At 64.8% G+C, this 21,203-nt stretch carries 15 protein-coding genes; 9 read left to right on the forward strand and 6 right to left on the reverse strand.

Annotation, left to right across the window (positions count from 1 at the left end; genetic code table 11):
* Positions 1-38: 38 nt before the first annotated feature.
* The 9 genes from CNX70_RS14400 to CNX70_RS14440 all read left to right on the forward strand — a co-directional run bounded on the left by CNX70_RS14400 (position 39) and on the right by CNX70_RS14440 (position 12,523).
* Positions 39-3,737, forward strand: coding sequence for a nitrate reductase subunit alpha (locus CNX70_RS14400; protein ID WP_096235235.1), 3,699 nt, complete (start codon positions 39-41; stop codon positions 3,735-3,737).
* A 1-nt stretch (position 3,738) separates the two neighbouring features.
* Complete coding sequence (gene narH / locus CNX70_RS14405) at positions 3,739-5,289, forward strand: nitrate reductase subunit beta (RefSeq protein WP_096235236.1); 1,551 nt, start codon at positions 3,739-3,741, stop codon at positions 5,287-5,289.
* Positions 5,290-5,298: 9 nt separating this feature from the next.
* Positions 5,299-5,967, forward strand: coding sequence for a nitrate reductase molybdenum cofactor assembly chaperone (gene narJ, locus CNX70_RS14410; protein ID WP_244198795.1), 669 nt, complete (start codon positions 5,299-5,301; stop codon positions 5,965-5,967).
* A 34-nt stretch (positions 5,968-6,001) separates the two neighbouring features.
* Positions 6,002-6,688: a respiratory nitrate reductase subunit gamma gene (gene narI / locus CNX70_RS14415; protein ID WP_096235238.1), complete on the forward strand. Its 687-nt coding sequence runs from the start codon at positions 6,002-6,004 to the stop codon at positions 6,686-6,688.
* Between the two features lie 25 nt (positions 6,689-6,713).
* Complete coding sequence (locus CNX70_RS14420) at positions 6,714-7,475, forward strand: peptidylprolyl isomerase (RefSeq protein ID WP_096235239.1); 762 nt, start codon at positions 6,714-6,716, stop codon at positions 7,473-7,475.
* Between the two features lie 102 nt (positions 7,476-7,577).
* On the forward strand, positions 7,578-8,564 hold the full coding sequence (moaA, locus tag CNX70_RS14425; RefSeq protein WP_096235240.1) for a GTP 3',8-cyclase MoaA: 987 nt from the start codon (positions 7,578-7,580) through the stop codon (positions 8,562-8,564).
* A 44-nt stretch (positions 8,565-8,608) separates the two neighbouring features.
* The gene (locus CNX70_RS14430; RefSeq protein ID WP_341865510.1) at positions 8,609-10,495 is read left to right on the forward strand and encodes a type IV pili methyl-accepting chemotaxis transducer N-terminal domain-containing protein; all 1,887 of its coding nucleotides are present in this window, start codon (positions 8,609-8,611) and stop codon (positions 10,493-10,495) included.
* Between the two features lie 24 nt (positions 10,496-10,519).
* Positions 10,520-11,182: a response regulator gene (locus CNX70_RS14435; protein WP_096235242.1), complete on the forward strand. Its 663-nt coding sequence runs from the start codon at positions 10,520-10,522 to the stop codon at positions 11,180-11,182.
* Positions 11,183-11,311: 129 nt separating this feature from the next.
* Complete coding sequence (locus tag CNX70_RS14440; RefSeq protein ID WP_096235243.1) at positions 11,312-12,523, forward strand: NnrS family protein; 1,212 nt, start codon at positions 11,312-11,314, stop codon at positions 12,521-12,523.
* Positions 12,524-12,783: 260 nt separating this feature from the next.
* On the opposite strand, the gene CNX70_RS28210 is transcribed toward CNX70_RS14440, so the two are convergent.
* From CNX70_RS28210 to CNX70_RS14465, 6 genes are all read right to left on the reverse strand, one after another.
* A complete protein-coding gene (locus CNX70_RS28210; protein ID WP_157751022.1) occupies positions 12,784-12,939 on the reverse strand; it encodes a hypothetical protein in 156 nt (51 codons plus the stop codon).
* Positions 12,940-12,964: 25 nt separating this feature from the next.
* Positions 12,965-15,994 (reverse strand): ATP-binding protein, encoded by a 3,030-nt coding sequence (locus CNX70_RS14445; protein WP_096235244.1) that lies wholly within the window; start codon positions 15,992-15,994, stop codon positions 12,965-12,967.
* A 48-nt stretch (positions 15,995-16,042) separates the two neighbouring features.
* Complete coding sequence (locus CNX70_RS14450; protein WP_244198796.1) at positions 16,043-17,752, reverse strand: sensor histidine kinase; 1,710 nt, start codon at positions 17,750-17,752, stop codon at positions 16,043-16,045.
* Positions 17,753-17,912: 160 nt separating this feature from the next.
* Complete coding sequence (locus CNX70_RS14455) at positions 17,913-20,138, reverse strand: hybrid sensor histidine kinase/response regulator (protein WP_096235246.1); 2,226 nt, start codon at positions 20,136-20,138, stop codon at positions 17,913-17,915.
* A complete protein-coding gene (locus CNX70_RS14460) occupies positions 20,135-20,497 on the reverse strand; it encodes an Hpt domain-containing protein (RefSeq protein ID WP_096235247.1) in 363 nt (120 codons plus the stop codon). The genes CNX70_RS14455 and CNX70_RS14460 overlap by 4 nt, the downstream gene beginning before the upstream one ends.
* Positions 20,498-20,532: 35 nt before the next feature.
* Positions 20,533-21,159: a response regulator gene (locus CNX70_RS14465; protein WP_071077537.1), complete on the reverse strand. Its 627-nt coding sequence runs from the start codon at positions 21,157-21,159 to the stop codon at positions 20,533-20,535.
* Between the last annotated feature and the right edge of the window lie 44 nt (positions 21,160-21,203).

Below are 21,203 nucleotides of genomic sequence, written 5' to 3' on the forward strand. Positions count from 1 at the left end.
GACCTGGCGCCGCTCCTGCGGCGCAATGTGGAGGTAGCATGAGTCACTTTCTGGACCGTCTTAAATTTTTTAGCAAGCCTGCCGAGCCGTTCTCGAACGGCCATGGCACCGTGGTCGATGAAGACCGTACCTGGGAAAACGCCTATCGCCAGCGCTGGCAGCACGACAAGATCGTGCGCTCCACGCATGGCGTGAACTGTACCGGCTCGTGCAGCTGGAAGGTGTATGTCAAGAATGGCCTGATCACCTGGGAAACCCAGCAAACCGATTACCCGCGCACGCGGCCCGACCTGCCCAACCACGAGCCGCGCGGCTGCCCGCGCGGCGCCAGTTATTCCTGGTACGTGTATTCGGCGCAGCGCGTGAAGTATCCGATGGTGCGCGGCCGCCTGATGGAAATGTGGCGCGAAGCGCGCAAGACCATGGACCCCGTCACCGCCTGGGACTGGATCAGCCAGGACCCCGTGCGCTCGCAGCAGTACAAATCCATCCGCGGCCTGGGCGGTTTCGTGCGCGCCACGTGGGAAGAATCGAATGAAATCATCGCCGCCGCGAATGCGCTGACGATCAAGAAATACGGCCCGGACCGCATCGTCGGCTTCTCGCCGATTCCCGCCATGTCCATGGTCAGCTATGCCTCCGGCACGCGCTACCTGTCGCTGATCGGCGGCGTGGCCCTGAGCTTCTATGACTGGTACTGCGACTTGCCGCCGGCCAGTCCGCAAGTGTGGGGCGAACAGACGGACGTGCCGGAATCGGCCGACTGGTACAACTCGACCTATCTGATGGTGTGGGGCTCGAACGTGCCGATGACGCGCACGCCGGACGCCCACTTCTACACGGAAGTGCGCTACAAGGGCACGAAAACCGTGGCCATCTCGCCCGATTACGGCGAAATGGTGAAGTTCGGCGACATCTGGCTGGCGCCGAAGCAGGGCACGGACGCGGCGCTGGCGCTGGCCATGGGTCACGTCATCCTGAAGGAATTCCACTCGGAAGGCCAGTCCGACTACTTCCGCGAATATGCGCGCCAGTACACGGACTTCCCCATGCTGGTGCTGCTCAAGGAGCATAACGGCACCCTGGTGCCCGACTACTTCCTGCGCGCTTCGCACCTGGACAACAACCTCGACGAAACGAATAACCCGGAATGGAAAACCCTGGTCATCGACGAAACCACGGGTGCGATTACCGCGCCGGCCGGCTCCATCGGCTTCCGCTGGGGTGAGTCGGGCAAGTGGAACCTGGAACAGAAGGCCGGCGGCAGCGGCGTACCCATCGTGCCGATGCTCTCCATGATCAACGACAGCGACGCCGTCACGGAAGTGGGTTTCGCTTACTTCGGCGGCAAGGACGCGTCCGACATGCTGCTGCGCAAGGTACCGGTGAAAACCATCCGCCTGGCCGACGGCACGACCGCCCTGGTCACCACCGTGTTCGACCTGACGCTGGCCAACTACGGCATCGACCGTGGCCTCGGCGGCGAGAACGTGGCGGAAAGTTATGACGACGACGTGCCGTACACCCCCGCGTGGCAGGAAAAGCACACGGGCGTGAAACGCGCCGACGTCATCACCGTGGCGCGCCAGTTCGCGCAAAACGCGGACCAGACGCGCGGCAAGAGCATGGTCATCGTGGGCGCCGGCCTGAATCACTGGTACCACATGGACATGACCTATCGCGGCATCATCAATATGCTGATGATGTGCGGCTGTATCGGCCAGTCCGGCGGCGGCTGGGCGCATTACGTGGGCCAGGAAAAGCTGCGTCCGCAAACGGGCTGGACGCCTTTGGCCTTCGCCCAGGACTGGGTGCGGCCGATGCGGCAGATGAACGGCACCTCGTTCTTCTATGCCCATACGAGCCAATGGCGCCACGAAAAGCTGGAAACGGGCGACATCGCCTCGCCATCGGCTGCCGGTGGCACGGGCGACCTGACCCTGCTCGACTACAACGCCAAGGCTGAACGCATGGGCTGGCTGCCATCGGCGCCGCAGCTGCAAACCAATCCGCTGGAAGTGGCCAAGGCCGCCAAGGCGGCGGGGCAGGCACCGGCCGCGTATGCGCTCGACCAGATCAAGGCGGGCCAGCTGCAGTTTTCGTGCGATGACCCGGACAATCCGGCCAACTTCCCGCGCAATATGTTTGTCTGGCGCTCGAACATCCTGGGCAGCTCGGGCAAGGGCCACGAATACTTCCTGAAATACCTGCTGGGCACGCAGAATGGCTTGCTCAGCGACGAAGACGACTGCATCACGCCGAAACAGGTGAAAGTGCGTCCGGCCGCCGAAGGCAAGCTCGATCTGCTGGTGGTGCTGGACTTCCGCATGTCGACTACGTGTCTGTATGGCGACGTGGTGCTGCCGACGGCCACCTGGTATGAAAAAGACGACTTGAACACCTCGGACATGCACCCGTTCATCCACCCGCTGTCGGAAGCCGTGCAGCCGCTGTGGCAATCGAAGTCGGACTGGGAAATCTACAAGGGCATCGCCGAGAAATTCTCGGAAATCGGTGGCGAACTGCTGGGTACCCAGCAAGACATCATCCTCACGCCGCTGATGCACGACACCCCTGGTGAACTGGGTCAGCCTTTCGATCCCAAGGATTGGCGCGCTGGCGAATGCGACGCCATCCCGGGCAAGACCATGCCGAACATGACGGTGGTCGAGCGCAATTACCGCGACGTCTACAAGAAGTTCACCTCGATCGGGCCGCTGCTGGAATCGATCGGCAATGGCGGCAAGGGCATTTCCTGGAAAACGGGCCATGAAGTCGAAGTACTGCGCGGCATCAACCGCACGGTGCTCGATGAAGGCGTGTCGAAGGGCCAGCCGCGCCTGGATACGGCCATCGATGCGGCCGAGATGATCCTGACGCTGGCGCCGGAAACGAATGGCCACGTGGCCGTCAAGGCCTGGGCCGCGCTCTCAAACATCACGGGACGCGAGCACACGCATCTGGCCAAGCCGCGCGAGCATGACAGCATCCGCTTCCGCGACGTGCAGGCGCAGCCGCGCAAGATCATTTCCTCGCCCACCTGGTCGGGTCTGGAAAGCGAAGAAGTCAGCTACACGGCCGGTTATACGAATGTGCATGAAATGATCCCTTGGCGCACCTTGACGGGCCGCCAGCAGTTTTACCAGGATCACCTGTGGATGCGCGATTTCGGCGAAGGCCTGTGCGTGTACAAGCCGGCCATTAACACCAAGACGACGGAAGCGCTGCTGGGCACCAGGCCGAACGGCAACAAGGAACTGGCGCTGAACTTCCTGACACCGCACCAGAAGTGGGGCATCCACTCCACGTATTCGGACAACCTGCGCATGCTGACCCTGTCGCGTGGCGGACCGCACGTGTGGCTGTCGGAAACCGACGCGAAGACGGCCGGCATCGTCGACAACGACTGGATTGAAGTGTTCAACGTGAACGGCAGCCTGACGGCGCGCGCCGTCGTCAGCCAGCGCATCCCGGCCGGCATGACGATGATGTACCACGCGCAGGAAAAGATCATCAACGTGCCCGGCGCGGAGATGACGGGCAAGCGGGGCGGCATCCATAACTCGGTGACGCGCGCCGTGCCCAAGCCGACGCACATGATCGGCGGCTACGCCCAGCTGGCGTACGGCTTCAATTACTACGGCACGGTGGGCTCCAACCGCGATGAATTCGTATTGGTGCGCAAGATGAACAAGGTTGACTGGCTCGAAGGCCCGTTGCAGGAAGAAGGAGCATAGTATGAAAATCAGAGCGCAAATCGGCATGGTGCTGAACCTGGACAAGTGCATTGGCTGCCACACCTGTTCCGTCACCTGCAAGAACGTGTGGACCAGCCGCGATGGCGTCGAGTACGCATGGTTCAACAACGTGGAAACCAAACCGGGCATCGGCTATCCGAAGCAGTGGGAAAACCAGGACAAGTGGAATGGCGGCTGGCGCCGTACGGACGCTGGCAAGATCGAGCCGCGCCAGGGCAGCCGTTTGAAAATCCTGGCCAATATCTTCGCCAACCCGAACCTGCCCGCGATTGACGAGTACTACGAGCCGTTCACCTACGACTACGAACACCTGCAAAGCGCGCCGCTGTCGCAGACGCCGCCGACGGCCCGTCCGATCTCCGTGCTGACGGGGAAGAAGATGGAAAAAATCGAGTGGGGTCCGAACTGGGAAGATGACCTGGGCGGCGAATTTGCCCAGCGCAGCAAGGATAAACTGTTCGACAACATGCAGAAGGAGATGTACGGCACGTTCGAAAACACCTTCATGATGTATCTGCCGCGCCTGTGCGAGCATTGCCTCAACCCGACATGCGTGGCGTCGTGCCCATCTGGCTCCGTGTACAAGCGCGAAGACGACGGCATCGTGCTGATCGACCAGGACAAGTGCCGCGGCTGGCGCATGTGCATCTCCGGTTGCCCGTACAAGAAGATTTACTACAATTGGTCGTCCGGCAAGGCCGAGAAGTGCACCTTCTGCTTCCCCCGCATCGAGGCTGGCCAGCCTACCGTGTGCTCGGAAACGTGCGTGGGCCGCATTCGCTACCTGGGCGTGCTGCTGTATGACGCGGACAAGATCGAGGCAGCCGCCTCCGTGCCGCAAGAGCAGGACCTGTACCAGGCGCAGCTCGATCTGTTCCTCGATCCGCACGACCCGGCCATCATCGCCGAGGCGCGCCGCCAGGGCATTCCTGATCTTTGGCTCGAAGCGGCCGTCAAGTCGCCCGTCTACAAGATGGCCGTCGAGTGGAAAGTGGCGTTCCCGCTGCATCCCGAATACCGCACCTTGCCGATGGTGTGGTACGTGCCTCCGCTGTCGCCGATCCAGGCGGCGGCCGAATCGGGCAAGCTGGGCGTGAACGGCATGCTGCCGGACACGCAAAGCCTGCGCATTCCCGTGCAGTACCTGGCCAATTTGCTGACGGCCGGCGACCAGCCGCCCATCGTCACGGCGCTGGACCGCATGCTGGCCATGCGTGCCTATATGCGCAGCAAGACGGTCGAGAAGGTGGAGAACCTCACGGTCCTGAAACAGGTGGGCCTGACCAAGGCGCAGGTGGAGGACATGTACCACATCATGGCGATTGCCAATTACGAAGACCGCTTCGTCATCCCCAGCAGCCACAAGGAAATGGCCGAGGACAGCTTCAACGAGAAGGGTTCGTGCGGCTTCAGCTTCGGCAATGACTGCTCGGACGGCACCAGCGAAGCTACCTTGTTCGGCAAGAAAAAACACGGTTCGGCCATTTTCATGCAGATGCCGAAGTCGCGCAAAACGGCGCCAGGCGCTTAAGGAACCGATATGACACACGCTATGAATCAGTATCAAATCCTCTCGCGCCTGCTGCTGTATCCCGAGCCCGAGCTGATCGCGCATCTGCCCGAGCTCGATGCGGCGCTGGCGGCCATGCCGGAGCAGCACGCGCTGTTGCTACCCTTGCTGGCGCATCTGGAAAGCAGCAGCCTGATCGACCTGCAGCAGCAGTACGTGGCCACGTTTGACCGCAACCCGTCGCATTCGCTGCACCTGTTCGAGCATATCCACGGCGAATCGCGCGACCGGGGCCAGGCCATGGTCGACCTGATGGAGGAATACAAGCGCCATGGCTTGCAGATGACGGGCGACGATTTGCCCGACTTCGTGCCGCTGTTCCTGGAATTTTTGGCGCAGCTCGACGAGGCGGCATCGGCGCCGCTGCTGGGCGACGCCGTCCACGTGCTGGCGCATATCGGCCGCAAGCTGACGGCCAACGGCAGTCCATATGCGCCCGTCTTCACGCTGCTCGAACGCCTGAGCCCCGTGGCGGCCGAAATGCTGGCCGAACCGCCGATCCGCGACATGGATGAAGCGCTGGAAACCTTCGGTCCCGGTGCGGATGGCGTCGAGCCCTTGCTGCGTCCAGGTTTGGGCCAGGCCCCGGGCGGCGTCCATCCCGTGCATTTTCACCCGCAGCCGCGGCGCGCCGCTTAATGGGCCGCCTGCGCCCGCATGAGGAGAGTACATCATGAGTAATTACTTGCATCAATTTGTGTATGGCATTTATCCATACATCGCGCTGGCGATCTTTTTCCTCGGCAGCCTGATCCGTTTCGACCGCGAGCAATACACGTGGAAGTCCGATTCCAGCCAGCTGCTGCACCGTGGCAGCCTGCGCCTGGGCAATATCCTGTTCCACATCGGCATCATCGGCCTGCTGTTCGGCCATGCGGCCGGCTTGCTCACTCCTGTCTGGGTGTGGGATACGCTGGGCGTGACGCACAGTCTGAAACAGGGCGTGGCCATGGCCGCTGGCGGCATCATGGGCGGCCTGTGCCTGGCCGGCCTGCTGATCCTGCTGGTGCGCCGCTTTTCCAATGACCGCCTGCGCGCCGTCACCACGGCCGGCGACAAGCTGGTGATGCTGTGGATTTTGCTGACCTTGCTGTTGGGCCTGTCGTCGATCTTTGTCTCGGCTTCGCACATGGATGGGCACATGATGGTCTTGCTGATGAATTGGGCGCAGCACATCGTCACCTTCCGCGGCGACGCCGCCAGCTTCATCGTCGATGCGCCGCTGGTGTTCAAGCTGCACCTGTTCATGGGCATGTCGCTGTTCGTCATCTTCCCGTTCACCCGCCTGGTGCACGTGTGGAGCGGCTTTGGCGCGGTCGCTTATCTGGGCCGCGCTTACCAACTCGTGCGCCGCCGCTAAGGCGGTCATTGAAAGGAGAATCATCATGGGAATTTCCGTCAACGGCATCGATATCGACGATGCCGACATCGCGCAGGAACTGCCGCACCACCAGCAGGCGGGCAATCCGCTGAAGCAGGCCGTGCATGAACTGGTGCTGCGCCGCCTGCTGCTGGACGAGGCTCAGCGCCTGGGCTTGCAAGCAGATAGCGACGATGGCCTGGTCGAAGCGCTGTTCGAGCAGGAAGTGCGCGTACCACCGGCCGACGATGCGGCTTGCCGCACCTTTTATGCGCAGCGCCCGCAGCTGTTTCGCAGCGGCGCGCTGGTCGAGGCGCGCCACATCCTGTTCCAGGTGACGCTTGACGCGCCCCTGGAGCTGCTGCGCACGACGGCGCAAGCCGTGCTCGACGCCCTCAAACTGGCGCCCGAGCGCTTCGCCGAACTGGCGGCGCAGTATTCGAACTGCCCGTCGGGCGCGCTGGGCGGCAACCTGGGCCAGCTGTCGCAGGGCCAGAGCGTGCCGGAATTTGACGCGCTGCTGTTCCGCCTCGAGGCGGGCGCGCTGGCCGGCCACTTGCTGGAAACGCGCTTCGGCTACCACATCGTGCAAGTGCTGCGCCGGGTCGAAGGCCAGGCCATCGCCTACGAGGCGGTGCAGGCGCAGATCGCCGACCGCCTGGCGCGCGCCGCGTGGCAGCGCGCCGTGCACCAGTATCTGCACTTGCTGGTGGGGCGCGCCGACATCGCGGGTATCGAGCTGGAAGGTGCCAGCGGCGATGGCACAGCCAGTCCGCTGGTTCAGTAAGTAGAAATGCGTAGCTAAAAAGGCGTAGGCCGCTAGGCCTTCTGGGGCACAGCCAGATCGTGCCCCAGCCTTTACAATCACGGAAGAATCAGGAGTAGCGTCATGGGTAGCGTCAAGTTGCAGGACCGTTTTGGCCGTTCGATCGATTATGTGCGGCTGTCCGTCACCGACCGCTGCGATTTGCGCTGCAGTTATTGCATGCCCAAGGGCTTTCGCGGCTTCGAGGAGCCGAAGGACTGGCTGACGTTCGACGAGATCGAACGCCTGATGGGCATCTTCGTTCGCCTCGGCACGCGCCGCGTGCGCCTGACGGGCGGCGAGCCGCTGTTGCGGCGCAACCTGCCCGAGCTGGCGCAGCGGCTGACCGCATTGCCTGGCCTGCAGGACCTGTCGCTGTCGACGAATGCCACCCAATTGGGCAAGCACGCCGTGGCCCTGCGCGCGGCGGGCGTGGACCGCATCAATGTCAGCCTGGACTCGCTGGACCGCGCCTGCATGCAGCAGATCACGGGACGCGACAGCCTGCAGCCTATTTTGGACGGCCTGATGGCGGGCAAGGCAGCCGGTTTCGACCCGATCAAGATCAATATGGTGGCCATGCGCGGCGTCAACGACGGCCAGATCGAGGCCATGGCGGCTTTCTGTATCGAGCAGCAGTTCATCCTGCGCCTGATCGAAGCCATGCCGATGGGGAGTACGGGCCGCAATGCCAGCTACATGCCGCTGGGCCCCGTGCGCGAGCGCCTGGCGGCCCGCTTTGGCCTGGTGCCGCAGGCGCAAGAACTGGGTGGCGGGCCGGCACGCTATATGGCGACAGCGGATGGCCGCTCGAGCATCGGCTTCATCACGCCCATGTCGCAGCATTTTTGCGCCACGTGCAACAGAGTGCGCCTGTCCGTCGATGGTACCCTGTACCTGTGCCTGGGCCAGGAAGAGAAATTCGCCCTTGGCCCCATGCTGCGCGGCGGGGCCACGGATGCGGAGATTGAAGCGGCGATCCGCGCCGCCATCGAACTCAAGCCGCAGCAGCACGATTTCAATACGCAGCCCGATAAAATTATCAGGTTCATGGCGCAGACGGGCGGTTGAGGCAGTTTGTATTTACATTCAAGGGCGGTATGAAATTCAAGGCGATGTTTTCCTCCTGGCAGAAGCTGTCGACCAAGATCGTCGGCGCGCTGCTGCTCATGCTGGTGCTGGCCCTGAGCGCCATCGGCTGCACCCTGTTCCTGTCGTGGCAGCTCGAAGGCAGTTCGGCCGCCATCAATGAAACGGGGCGATTGCGCATGCAGACCTACCGCCTGACCCTGCTGCTGGCCAGCGACGCCGGCGAGCAGGCGCGCCAGCAGGTGCTGCTGATCGACGAGACCCTGGCCAAGATCGGCCACGGCGACCCGCAGCGCCCCTTGTTCCTGCCCCCCAGCACTGCCATCAAGTCCGAATTCGAGCGCATCGGCGCCGCCTGGCGCGGCGCCTTGCGTCCGGCCGCGCTGGCTGCCGATTCCACCACGCGGGCGCGCCAGTTCGAGCATGACGCCGATACCTTCGTCGGCCAGGTCGACCAGCTGGTGCGCCTGATCGAGCACGATAGCGAGCAGCGCACCTTCTGGCTGCGTGCCTCGCAGCTGATTCTGGTCGGCATGGCCGTCATCGGCACGGTCAGCATGATTTACCTGATGTTCATGCTCATCATCGAACCCGTCACGCGGCTGCGCCTGGGCATGCAGCGCATGAAGGAGCGCGATTTCAGCGTGCGCCTGGCCGTCGAAAGCAATGACGAATTCGGCCAGCTGGCCAGTGGCTTCAACCAGATGGCCGACCGCCTGCAGGCCCTGTACGGCAACCTGGAAGAGGGCGTGCGCAGCAAGACGGCCACCCTCGAGTACCGCAACCGCGAACTGGCGCTGCTGTACGAAAGCGCCGCTTTCCTGCAGCGCCCGCAGCCCCTGGAAGACATCTGCGGCGGCTTCATGCAGCGCATCGTCGACTATTTCGAGGCCGACGGCTCCACCGTGCGCGTGCTCGATGCCGAGCGGGGCAACCTGCACATGGTGGTGCATACGGGCCTGTCCGAGGAACTGGTGGCGTCGGAACACTGCCTGAAAGTGGGCGACTGCCTGTGCGGCACGGCCGTCGAGATGAAAGTGGCGAAGGTGCACGACATGCGCCGCATCGACAAGGCGCACGAGCTGCGCTGCCACCGCGAGGGCTTTGCCACCGTCTCCGTCTTCCACATCCATGCGCACGAACAGCACCTGGGGTTTTTCAACCTGCACTTCCGCCATGCGCGCGTGTTTTCCGCGCGCGAGCTGGCGCTGCTGGAAACCCTGGGCCAGCTGCTGGGCATCGCGCTGGAAAACCTGCGTCTGGCCGCGCGCGAGCGCGAAATGGCCATTTCCGAGGAGCGCAACCTGGTGGCGCAGGGCCTGCACGACAGCATCGCGCAAAGCCTCAATTTCCTCAACCTGCAGGTGCAGATGCTCGACGACTCCGTGCGCAATGCCCGTTTCGACGAAGTGGCGGGCATCGTGCCGGCCCTGCATGCGGGTGTGAAGGAAAGCTACGAGGACGTGCGCGAACTGCTGGCCAACTTCCGCAGCCGCCTGATGGAGGACGACCTGATCGGCTCCCTGCGCGCGGCAATCGAGAAATTCCGCCGCCAGACGGGCATCGAGGCCGAGCTGCTGGCCGATGTCGATGGCGCGCCATTCCCCCGGGAACAGCAATTGCAGTTACTATTCATCGTGCAGGAAGCGCTGTCGAACATCCGCAAGCACGCCCAGGCCAGCCATGTCGAGGTGCGCCTCGCCGATCACCAAGACTTTACGCTGACGATCAGCGACAATGGCGTCGGCTTCGATGCTGCCGCCGTGCTGGAAAAGGGCGACAGCCATGTCGGCATCCATATCATGCGCGAGCGCGCGCAGCGCATCGACGCCACGTTCGACGTGCACGCCTGTCCCGGTGGCGGCACGACCGTCGAACTGCACCTGTCGCGCGAACAGCGCCGCGCCGCCTAAGTAACTATCTGAAAGTACAAAAAAATGGAGACTCCCGATACACCGATCACCGTCATGCTGGTGGACGACCACGCGCTGTTCCGCAGCGGCATACGCTCGCTGCTGCAGCGGCATGCGGATTTTTCCGTGGTGGGCGAAGCGGCCGATGGCGTCGAAGGCATCAAGCGCGCCATCCAGCTGCAGCCCGACGTGGTGCTGCTGGACCTGAACATGGCCGGCATGTCGGGCGTGGAAGCGCTGCAGCTGATGCAGCACGACTGTCCCGACACGGCCATCGTCATGCTCACCGTGTCGGAAGACGCGGAGGACCTGGCGACGGCCCTGCGTGCGGGCGCCTGCGGCTACCTGATCAAGAATATCGACGCCGACTATCTGGTGCGCGCCATCCGCCGCGCGGCCGCCGGCGAAGTCGTCATCGCCGAAGCCATGACGGGCAAGCTGGTGGCGCAGCTGCAGGCGGGCACGCGGCGCGAGGAACCCGTGTCGGAACTCGACAAGCTCACGCCGCGCGAAAAGGAAATCATCGACTGCCTGTCGCGCGGCGAGAGCAACAAGGGCATCGCGCGCACCCTCGACCTGGCCGAAAGCACGGTCAAGATCCACGTGCAGAACGTGCTGAAAAAACTCAACCTCACCAGCCGCGTGCAGGCGGCCGTGTATGCGGTCGAGCACCGCCAGGGCAAGTAGCCCGGTAGTTGGGGTCTGACCCGCCGGTCAGACCCCATGGCTATTATCTCTCTCTAGTCCTTTTTGCCGATGGCCGTCCTTGCGCTTTTAAAGTAGTATATTGAATATATCTTTAAAAGCGAGCCCATCATGGCCATTACCCCGATCAGCGAACCTTCTCCACCTTCCACGACAGCCGGCGCCGCTCCCTGGCATGCCCGCCATGCCGTCTGGCAGCTGGGTTTTCGCCCGTTTTATCTGCTGGCGGCCGTGTTTGCGGCCATCAGCATTCCCCTGTGGCTGGCCAGTTATGCCGGCTTGCTGACGGGCGGCCTGCAGGTGGGGCTGGGATGGCATATGCATGAAATGGTGTTCGGCTTCGCGCTGGCCGTCGTCGTGGGGTTTTTGTATACGGCGGGGCGCAACTGGACGGGCTTGCCCACGCCGCACGGTGCCCCGCTGATGGCGCTGGCGGCGCTGTGGCTGGCGGGGCGCATCGCCATTCTGTGCGGCCCCGGGCTGGTGCCGGCGCTGGTCGAGTGGCTGTTCCTGCCGCTGGCCGCCTGGCCCCTGTACCAGGTGCTGCGCCGTTCGGGCAATACGCGCAACCTGTTCCTCGTCGGCTTGCTGGCCTTGCTGGCGCTGGCCAATGGCCTGTTCCACGCGGCCGTGCTGGGCTGGCTGACGTTATCCGTATTCGTGCCCGTGCAGGCGGCCATCTTCGTCATCGTGCTGATCGAATCGGTGATCGGCGCGCGCGTCATTCCCATGTTTACGCGCAATGGCGCAAAGGGCAGCACGCCGGTGGCCAGCCCGCAGCGCGCGCTGGTCGCCGTGGCCTGCATGGCGGCCGCCGCCATCGCGTGGCTGGCCGGCGCGCCGGCCTGGCTGACGGCGCCGCTGGCTTTCTGTGCCGCCGGCGTGTCGCTGGCCAATCTGCTGGCCTGGCAGCCACAGCGTACCTTGCGCGTGCCCTTGCTGTGGATTTTGCACCTGTCGTATGCGTGGATAGGCGTCGGTTTTGCGCTGCTGGCGGCTGCCAGCCTGGGGCTGCTGCCGGCCAGCGCCGCGTTTCACGCGCTGACGGTGGGCTCGATGGCGGGATTGATCATCGGCATGATGACGCGCACCACCCTGGGCCATACGGGCCGTCCGCTGAAGGGAGGCCGGGCGGAAACGGCGATGTACTGGCTGATCCAGCTGGGCGCGCTGGCGCGCCTGCTGGCCGCCGTCGGTCCCGCAGCGCTGGCCATGCCGCTGCTGCTGGCTGCCGGCGCCTGCTGGTCGCTGGCCTTTGGCTTGTATGCGTGCGTGTATGCGCCCTATCTGTGGCGTGTCAGGGTGGATGGGCGCGAAGGGTAGGTGGTTGTCAGAAAGGGCGCCAGGCCTAATGCCGTTCAGTTAAGCTGTCCGACGCATTTAAAGGCAAAGGTGTAAGGCGTAAAAACGTAAAAATGGCGGGCCGGAGACGCGAGCCCGAGAAAATGCCGATGGCGGCGTTGCAGCTCCTAGCCGTACATGCGTACTGTCTTCGTCGCTGCGCCTTGCCCTCGACATTTTTCAGGCTCGCTCGGCCCGGTACACCTGTGCGGGCGACTGGGACTTTAATCCGTTTTGCAGGTCTACTGGTCGCGTAGGGGCGCTATCTGAACGGCATTAGGACGCCAGGCCAGCAGTTTTTTGATTTCCGGCGTCCAGTAGGACAGCGATTCGCCCACGACGAATAGCAGCAGGGCCAGCATCAAGGCCCTCAGCAGCAAATCCCTGCACCAGATCATGGCATCCCCCGAGTTTTCATATTGATCATTTTGTCATTGGCATGGCCGGCTGGCCAGGCGGCGTCTGTGCCGTGAATGCGGCGGCGGCCTCGATGGCGCGTGCCAGGGCTTGTTCCAGCGTGTCGAGGGCGGCGGCCGCATCGTCGCCGGCATGCAACAGCTGCTCCGCATGCCGGGCCGCTTGCAGGGTGGCGGGCAGTGCCAGGCTGCCAGCCTCGCCGGCCAGCTTGTGCGCCAGTGCGGCGGCATCGTCGCGCGCATTGGCTGCCAGCAGCGCGCGCATGGCGCCCACCGTATTGCGGTAGTTGCGGCCAAAACGCGACAGATGCTGGCGGTAGGGCGCCTCATCGAGCCACTGCGCCATGCCTTGCGCCAGGTCGATCACGGCTGCCGCGCCGCACGGCGGCACGCGCATCGCCGTTTCGGTCGCGACCGGCGGCAGGGCTGGCAGACCTTGCGCATGGCGCCGATGCGCGCGCGCGATCAGGGCGATGGTCTGCGGCACGTCGAACGGTTTGCTGATGAAATGGTTCACGCCCGCTTCCAGCGCCGCCGTGCGCTGTGTCTGGAACGCCCCGGCCGTCAGCGCCACGACGGGCAAGTCCTGAAACTGCGGCAGCTGGCGCAACGCGCGCGTCGCCTGCAAGCCGTCCATGACAGGCATCTGCACATCCATCAAGACGATATCGACGTCGGCGGGGTGGGCCAGCAGCCAGTCCAGCGCCTGCCTGCCATCGCAGGCGAATGACGGCACTGCCCCCTGGTCGCACAGGATATGCTTGACCACATCGCGGTTGATTTCGCTGTCATCAACCACCAGCACGCGCACGCCGGCCAGCACGTGTTCTTCCTGCGTACCCGGGTCCTGCGCCACGGCGGCAACGGCCAGCAAGGCTTGCATGTCGGGCGAGGGCAGGGCGCTGGCGGGCAGCAGTTGCAGCGGCACCGTGAAGCTGAATTCGCTGCCCAGGCCCAGGCGGCTTTGCAGGCGCAGTGAGCCGCCCATCAGTCTGGCCAGCTGGCGGCAGATGGTCAGGCCCAGGCCCGTGCCGCCGAAGCGGCGCGTGGTGGACGTGTCGGCCTGGGCGAAGGCGGAAAAGATTGTTTCCTGCACCTCGGACGCGATGCCGATGCCGGTGTCGCGCACGCTGAAACGCAGCATCGCGGCGTCGCCATCGCGGCTTTCCAGTGAGGTCAACAGCTCGACCGTGCCCTGCGCCGTGAATTTGATGGCATTGCTGGTCAGGTTGACCAGCACCTGCTCCAGCCGCAGCGCGTCGCCCAGCACCAGGTCCACGCCATCGGGCAGCGGCCCGATCCGAACCTCAATCGGCTTGTCATGCGCGGCCACGCCCATGCTGGCGGCGATCTTCTCGATCACCTCGGCCAGGCGGAACGGCGCCTGTTCGATGCTCATGTGGCCCGCCTCGATTTTCGATACGTCGAGCACGTCGTTGATGATGCCCAGCAAGGACTGGCCTGCGGCGCGGATCTTGCGCGTCATCTCGAGTCCTTCCCCGTCCAGGTTGCCCCGTTCCAGCAGCCATGCCATGCCGAGGATGGCGTTCAGCGGCGAGCGGATTTCATGGCTCATGTTGGCGAGGAATTCCGCCTTGCTGCGGTTGGCCGCCTCGGCTGCATCGCGCGCCAGCAGCATGGCCTCTTCGGCCTGCTTTTGCGCGGAAATATCCTGCGCAAAGATCAAGGTGGCCGGTCCATCCTTGAGCATCACGCGCGTGGTGGTCTTGAAGACGGGCACGGGAAGGCCCTGCTTGTCCAGAGCGATGGCTTCGAACAGCTGCTCGCTGGGCGAGTCCGCCTCAATCAGCGCTTCGTTGGTGGCCAGTGCCGCTTGCGATTGTGCGGAAAGCATGGCGGACCAGGGCAGACCGTTCAGATCGTCTTCGAACGCGTAGCCATGCAGCCTGCGGTAGCGGGGATTCGAGTAGATGAAGCGGCCGTGGCGCAGGATGGCGATGGCCACGGGCGCATCTTCGATCAAGGTGCGAAAGCGCGTTTCGCTGTCGGACACGGCTTGCATGGCCTGGCGCTCCGTTTCCTGTTGCGCCTGCCACGCGGCCTGCTGCCGGCGCCGCCGCTGGCTCCAGAACAGCAAGCTGGCCCCGGCCAGTGCCAGCATGCCAAAGCAGACGACGTAGGCCAGCGCCTGGCGCCGCAACGGGGCGGCGATGGCCGCTTCTTCACGGCTCAGGCCGATGATGATGGCACGGTCCATGTGCAGCGCGGGCGGCGCGATGGTCGCCATGGCCATGATGCGGGGTGCGGCGGCGCCGGCAATTTCGACGCCGCTCAGGACGCCAGCCTGATAGCCGCTGTCGTGAAAGCGCCGCAGGAAGCTGCCGGGCGCGTCCACATTGCCGCCATTCGCAACCCTGGCGGGATAGTTCAGGAATTGCCGGCCGTCGCCATGCAGCACCACGGCCCAGACGTCGGGGGCATACATGGCGGTGCGGAACTTTCCCGTGAAGTATTCGGGATCGAGGGTGGCCAGCACCACGCCGGCAAAGCGGCCCTGCTGGTCCTGCACCATGCGCGAGGCCGTGATGACCAGGTCGCCCTTGAAGGAATGGAACGGCGCCGAGATGTACAGCATGCGCGCATCAGGGGCGTCGCGCGCCGTCTGGAAGTAGCCGCGGCGCGAAAAATCCTGGTCGGCCAGTTCCGCGATATTGGTGGCGATCGGCTTGCCCTTCGCGTCGATGACCAGCATGGTGCGCACGCCCGGAATGGCGTCGACCAGCGCGGCCAGGCGCCGGGGCAGGGCTCGCCCGGAGTCCGCCGCAGCACCGGCGCCAAGATAGTCGCGGATCACGCCGTCGAGCACCAGGTTGGTCGCTGCCAGGTCGACTTCGATATTTTTTGCCAGCAGTGCCGTCAGCACGCCGAGCCGTTCACGCTCGGCCGCGTCGTGCCGCGCGGCTTCGGCCAGATGCGCGTAGGCCAGGGCGGCAGCCACGAGGAGCAAGCCGAGGAGTAAAAACAGCCATTCGATCCATTGTCTGCGTACCGCCGCCGCATCTGTGTGATAGCTCATGGGGCGATGCTATACCCGATACGGATGGATAACAACTTTAGCGTACGACTATGCATGCGAAAGTGTGGTCAATTTGCCGTCTGCCGCTATCGCGCGGGCCGTGCCGCCCAGCGGCAGCCGCAGGCGGAAGGCGGCGCCGTGGCCCGGCGCCGATGCCACGGCTATGCTGCCGCCCATCAAGGTGACGAGCTGGCGCGCGATGGCCAGGCCCATGCCGGCGCCACCATGGGCGCGGCTCGGCGAGTCGTCCGCCTGCGAGAATTTGTCGAAGATGTCGGCTTGCTGCGCCTGCGCGATGCCGATGCCCGTATCGCGCACCTCGATCTGCAGGTCCGCGCCACTCAGCATGACGTGCACATCGACCTGTCCTGCGGACGTGTAGCGGATGGCATTGTCGAGCAGGATGTCGAGCACGCGCACCAGACGCACGCGGTCGCAATCGATGCTGAGCGGCGTTGCCGGCGCGACGTGCGCGGCCAGCAGCAGGCCCTTGTGCGCCGCGCGCTGCCGGTGCGGCGCCAGCGCCAGCGCCAGCAGCTGGTCCAGCGGCACGGCGGCAGACTCCAGCCGCACCTGGTCGTTTTCGAGCGCGCTCAGTTCCATCGCCGCCTCGACCATGGCCAGCAACTGGCGGCCGCTGTCCTGTATCGTTTGCGCGTAGGCGGCCTGTTCCGGCTCGCGCAGCTGCTCCAGCAGCAGCTCGGAGAAACCCAGGATGCCATTCAGGGGCGTGCGCAATTCATGCGACATGTTCGACAGGAAGCGCGACTTGGCCTCGCTGGCGGCGATGGCCCTGGCACGGCTGTCGACCAGGCGCCCGATCAGCAGTACCAGCGCAGCCCACGACAGCACGATCAGCGCGCTCGTGACGGCGGCCATCAGCAAGGCCTGGTTGCGGCGCGAGACGTAGTCGGCCAATACCGTGTCGCGGTCCAGTCCGACCAGCATGTAGAGCGGGTAGTTGGCCAGTTGTTCGAAGGCGTAAATGCGCAGGGTGCCGTCGACGGGACTGCGCTCGGTGAAGCTGCCCCGCGTTTTACCTTGCATCAAGGAAAATACCTTGCTGCCGCCGACATCCTGGCCGATGGTGTTGACGGCGCCGACCCGGCGCGCGCGCACCACGCCGTCACTGCCGACGAGCGTGATGGAGCTGTTGTCGCCCAGGTCGACTTCGTCGTACAGGCGGGTAAAGTAATACGGGTCCATCGAGACCACCACCACGCCCTTGAAGCGGCCATCGGCATGGTTGATGCGGCGCGTCATCTGGATCGACCATTTTTTCGACACGCGCCCCAGCACCGGCTTGCTGATAAACAGTTCGCCGCTGTCGCGCTGCATGTGTACCCGGATGTGTTCGCGGTCGGCCAGGTTGGTCGGTTTGAAGGGGTGGCTCGACAGTACTGTGTCGCCCCGTTCGTCGACGATGGTAAACAGGTTGTACAGGGGGCCGGGTTTGAGGCCTTGCTGCAGGTCCGCCACGATGTCGAGGCGCTTGCCCAGCGCCTGGTAGCGGCCGCGCAGGTAGGTGACCGCCTGGTCCGCCGCCTCGATCGTGCGGATCGCGTGTTCGTCGAAGACGCGCGCCATGCTGTGCGCATCGCGCACGGCATCGGTGATGGCGGCGTCGTGCGCGCGCTGCAATTGCAGCATGGTGATGCCCCACAGCCCCGCCAGCAGGACCGCCATGAAGAGCGACAGCAGGGTGCGCGTATCGCAGCACTCCCAAGCCATGGCCTTCCAGTATCTGTACTCCCGCATGCTGCCTCCGCAAGGTCTGCCAGGTTGTCCATTCCGCGCGGATGTCCGGCATCACTGGCACGTCGATTTGTCAATTATAGCGAATAGAATTGATTTCATCGAATAAAATGATTTTTATGCGGAAGTGTTGTATTCAGCGCCGGCCCGGGTTACTTAGCGCTTAGCGCGTCAGCCAGCGCTCTACCATTGCGCGCAGCTGGGCGGCCGTAAAGGGCTTGGACAGATAGTCGTCCATGCCGGCCGCCATGCAGCGCTGCCGGTCGTCCTCGGTCACGCCGGCCGTCAGGGCGATGACGGGCAGGCGCGGCGCACCGCTGGCCGCTTCGCGGGCACGCAGGGCCTGGCATGCCTGGTAGCCATCCATGACGGGCATCATGCAGTCCATCAGGACCAGGTCGTACGGCTGCCCGGCCAGGGCCTGCAGACCCAGTGCGCCGTTCTCCGCCGTGTCGATGTGGTAGCCGCGGGCGGCCAGCTGCAGGCACACCAGCTGGCGGTTCAGCGCCGTATCCTCGACCAGCAGGATGCGCGCGCCCGGCCCTGATGCGGGCGCTGGCAGGGGCGAGGGTGCTGGAGCGGGCGCCGGTTCCGCTTCCGCTCCCGGTTCTGGCGTGGCGGCGCTTGGCGCCTGGGCCACCTGGCAGGGAATGCGCACGGTGAAGCGGGAGCCGGCGCCCGGTTCGCTGCTGCAGAAAATCTCGCCGCCCAGCAGCGCCAGCAGGTGCTTGCAGATGCTCAGGCCCAGTCCCGTGCCGCCATACGCGCCGCTGATGCTGTCGTCGGCCTGGCAAAACGGTTCGAAGATGCGGCTCAGCTGCTGCTGGCTCATGCCGATGCCCTGGTCGTTGACGCTGGCGACGAGGCAGGCGCTGGCGCCGTCCGGCGTGGCCGCTTCCAGGTGCAGGCGCACGGTCACGCTGCCGGAGGGCGTAAACTTGATGGCATTGCTGAGCAGGTTGCCAAGGATTTGCGCGATGCGCGTGCGGTCCGAGCACACCCGCTGCGGCACGCTGTTGCCGATCTCGCTGGCAAGGTGCAGCTTTTTCCGGTCGGCCTGCGGGCGGTGCAGCGCCAGCACGTCGTCGAGCAGCAGGCGCGGGTCGAAGTCGCGCAGTTCGATGTTCATCTGGCCGGCCTCAACCTTGGACAGGTCGAGGATGTCGTTCAGGATGCGCATCAGGTGCTGCACGCCATCGCCGATGCGGTGCGCATATTGCTGCTGTGACGCATCGAGTTCGGTTTCCTGCAGCAGTTCGGCCATGCCGGCGATACCGGCCATGGGCGTGCGGATCTCGTGGCTCATGATGGCCAGGAAGCGCGACTTGGCGGCATTCGCCGCTTCCGCGCGCGCTTGCAGCGCCAGCGCCATGGCCGCGTCGCGCTCCTGGCGCCGCAGCAGGGCCATGATCAGCGCGATGGCTCCGGCCAGCACGAGCAGGCTGATGACCGCCGCGCCACCCATGGTGCGCAGCATGCGCCGCCAGGCCGCCAGGTAGACCTCGTCGGTAATGGTCACGTTGATGGCCAGCGGATAGTCGCGCACCAGCCGTACGCCGGCCAGGCGGTCGACCCTGCGCCCCTGCTCGGCCGCGCGCGGCGAGTCCACCTGCAGCACGCCATGCGTCTTGCCCTGTTCCAGCAGGCGGTAGGTGCTGCCCGTCAGGTTGCGCTGGCCCATCATGGCGGGCACGGCCGGCCAGCGTGCCAGCAGCGTGTAGTCGCTGCGGTACAGGGAAAAGGCCGTGTGTTCGCCGATGCTGGTGTTCTGGAAGAATTTGCTGAAGAAGTCGCACGACAGGCCCACCAGCACCACGCCCAGGAAGCGGCCGTCCGGGCTGTTGATGCGCCGGCTGATATAGAAGGTCCAGGCGCCATTGCCCTTGTTTTGCACGGGCGCGCTGACATGCATGCCGCCGTCCGGGTGGCGCCGGTGATACTCGAAGTAATCGCGCTCGCCGAGGCGGATGGGCGGCGCGGGATAGGTGCGGCTGAAGACCAGCACGCTGGCATCGCTGCCGACAATGGACACCACGTCCACTTGCGGCACGCCGCCGATCTTGTGCTGCAGCATCTGGTGCATGGCCGGGGTGCCGACGGTGGCGGCCAGCGCGCGCGCGTCTGCGGGGGCGGCGACCTGAATGTCGTGGCTGACACTGTCGAGCACCAGGCGGGCGGCCGTCATGCTTTGCGCCGTATTTTCCGCCAGCAGCAGCGACAGGTTGGACAGGTCCTGTTGCCAGTCATCGACGGCTTCGCGGTACAGCAGCACGCCGGAAACGACGATACGCAGCGCCAGCAGGCACACCAGCACCAGGCCCACCACGGCTGCCGTGGTGCGCGGGCGATAGCGGTGCGCCAGGCGCAAGACGGCCTGGCGGACGTTCATGCCTGCGCGCCCGTGTAGTCAAGCATGCTGCGGCATACCTCCTGCTCGACTGCGCCGAGCAGCGCTGCCGTTTCCGCCAGCCAGTCCGGTGCCGCCACGCCCTGATGACGCACCAGCTGCTCCAGCTCCGCCAGGCGCGCCACCAGGGCGCTGGCGCCCAGCAGGGCCACGGTGCCGCGCAAGGTATGGCAGCCATGTACGATGGCCTGCGTGGCACCGCTGTGCACGGCCTGCTCCACGCGCGCAAACATGGCCGGCGCCGTGTCGAGATAGGTCTGCGACAGGGCGCGGAACATCTCCAGGTCGTGGCCGGTGGCCTGGAACAGCACGGCTGGATCGATGTGGCGATAGGCTTGCACGGGGGGCTCCGGGACGAAGGGGGAGCGGTGGCGGGCTAGGCGGCCAGGCTGTTGCGCCGCGCATGGCCGGCGCAGCAGGCGCGCAGATAGCCACGCAGCTCGTCGTAATTGACGGGCTTGGCAAAGAACACCACGCCGGGCGGCACGCCACCGCGTTCTTCCAGTTCCTCCGGCGTCAGGCTCGACAGCATGGCGATATGCATGTCCGCCAGCAGCGGGTCGGCCAGGATGGTGCGGATCACTTCGTAGCCGTCGATGCCTTCCATGATGATGTCGGCCAGCAGGATGTCGGGCTGGTCGCGGGCGATTTCCATCAGGGCCTGGTAGCCGTTCTCGCAAAAGCGCAAGCTTGCCTGCAAGCCCCATGAGCCGATCTGCTTTTCATACAGCGCCCGTTCGATCGGATTGTCTTCGATCACCAGGATGGACGGCGGGCGGCCCGATGCTGCGGGGCGGCTGGCGCGTGCCGCGCGCTGATCCTGGCCTGGCTGGCCGGGATTGCCCTTGTAGGCCTCGACGGCCGCGAGGGGAATGCGCCGGTGGCCGCCCTTGGTCTTCCAGGCTTCGATAACGCCGGCCTCGACCAATTGCTGCACCGATGTGACCGAGATGCCGAGGATTTCGGCAGCCTTTTGGGTAGTGCATACGTCTGCAGTGTGCATGATCGGCTTTATGCTCGAGGATGAAGTTAAATGGAATGATACGC

This window comes from Janthinobacterium svalbardense (assembly GCF_002327145.1).
In the GTDB taxonomy this organism is placed as follows: Bacteria; Pseudomonadota; Gammaproteobacteria; order Burkholderiales; family Burkholderiaceae_D; genus Janthinobacterium; species Janthinobacterium tructae.

Coding starts and splice junctions, on each gene's coding strand:
- CNX70_RS14400 (WP_096235235.1), top strand. CDS start 39: ATGAGTCACTTTCTGGACCGTCTTAAATTTTTTAGCAAGCCTGCCGAG.
- narH (WP_096235236.1), top strand. CDS start 3,739: ATGAAAATCAGAGCGCAAATCGGCATGGTGCTGAACCTGGACAAGTGC.
- narJ (WP_244198795.1), top strand. CDS start 5,299: ATGACACACGCTATGAATCAGTATCAAATCCTCTCGCGCCTGCTGCTG.
- narI (WP_096235238.1), top strand. CDS start 6,002: ATGAGTAATTACTTGCATCAATTTGTGTATGGCATTTATCCATACATC.
- CNX70_RS14420 (WP_096235239.1), top strand. CDS start 6,714: ATGGGAATTTCCGTCAACGGCATCGATATCGACGATGCCGACATCGCG.
- moaA (WP_096235240.1), top strand. CDS start 7,578: ATGGGTAGCGTCAAGTTGCAGGACCGTTTTGGCCGTTCGATCGATTAT.
- CNX70_RS14430 (WP_341865510.1), top strand. CDS start 8,609: ATGTTTTCCTCCTGGCAGAAGCTGTCGACCAAGATCGTCGGCGCGCTG.
- CNX70_RS14435 (WP_096235242.1), top strand. CDS start 10,520: ATGGAGACTCCCGATACACCGATCACCGTCATGCTGGTGGACGACCAC.
- CNX70_RS14440 (WP_096235243.1), top strand. CDS start 11,312: ATGGCCATTACCCCGATCAGCGAACCTTCTCCACCTTCCACGACAGCC.
- CNX70_RS28210 (WP_157751022.1), bottom strand. CDS start 12,939: ATGATCTGGTGCAGGGATTTGCTGCTGAGGGCCTTGATGCTGGCCCTG.
- CNX70_RS14445 (WP_096235244.1), bottom strand. CDS start 15,994: ATGAGCTATCACACAGATGCGGCGGCGGTACGCAGACAATGGATCGAA.
- CNX70_RS14450 (WP_244198796.1), bottom strand. CDS start 17,752: ATGCGGGAGTACAGATACTGGAAGGCCATGGCTTGGGAGTGCTGCGAT.
- CNX70_RS14455 (WP_096235246.1), bottom strand. CDS start 20,138: ATGAACGTCCGCCAGGCCGTCTTGCGCCTGGCGCACCGCTATCGCCCG.
- CNX70_RS14465 (WP_071077537.1), bottom strand. CDS start 21,159: ATGCACACTGCAGACGTATGCACTACCCAAAAGGCTGCCGAAATCCTC.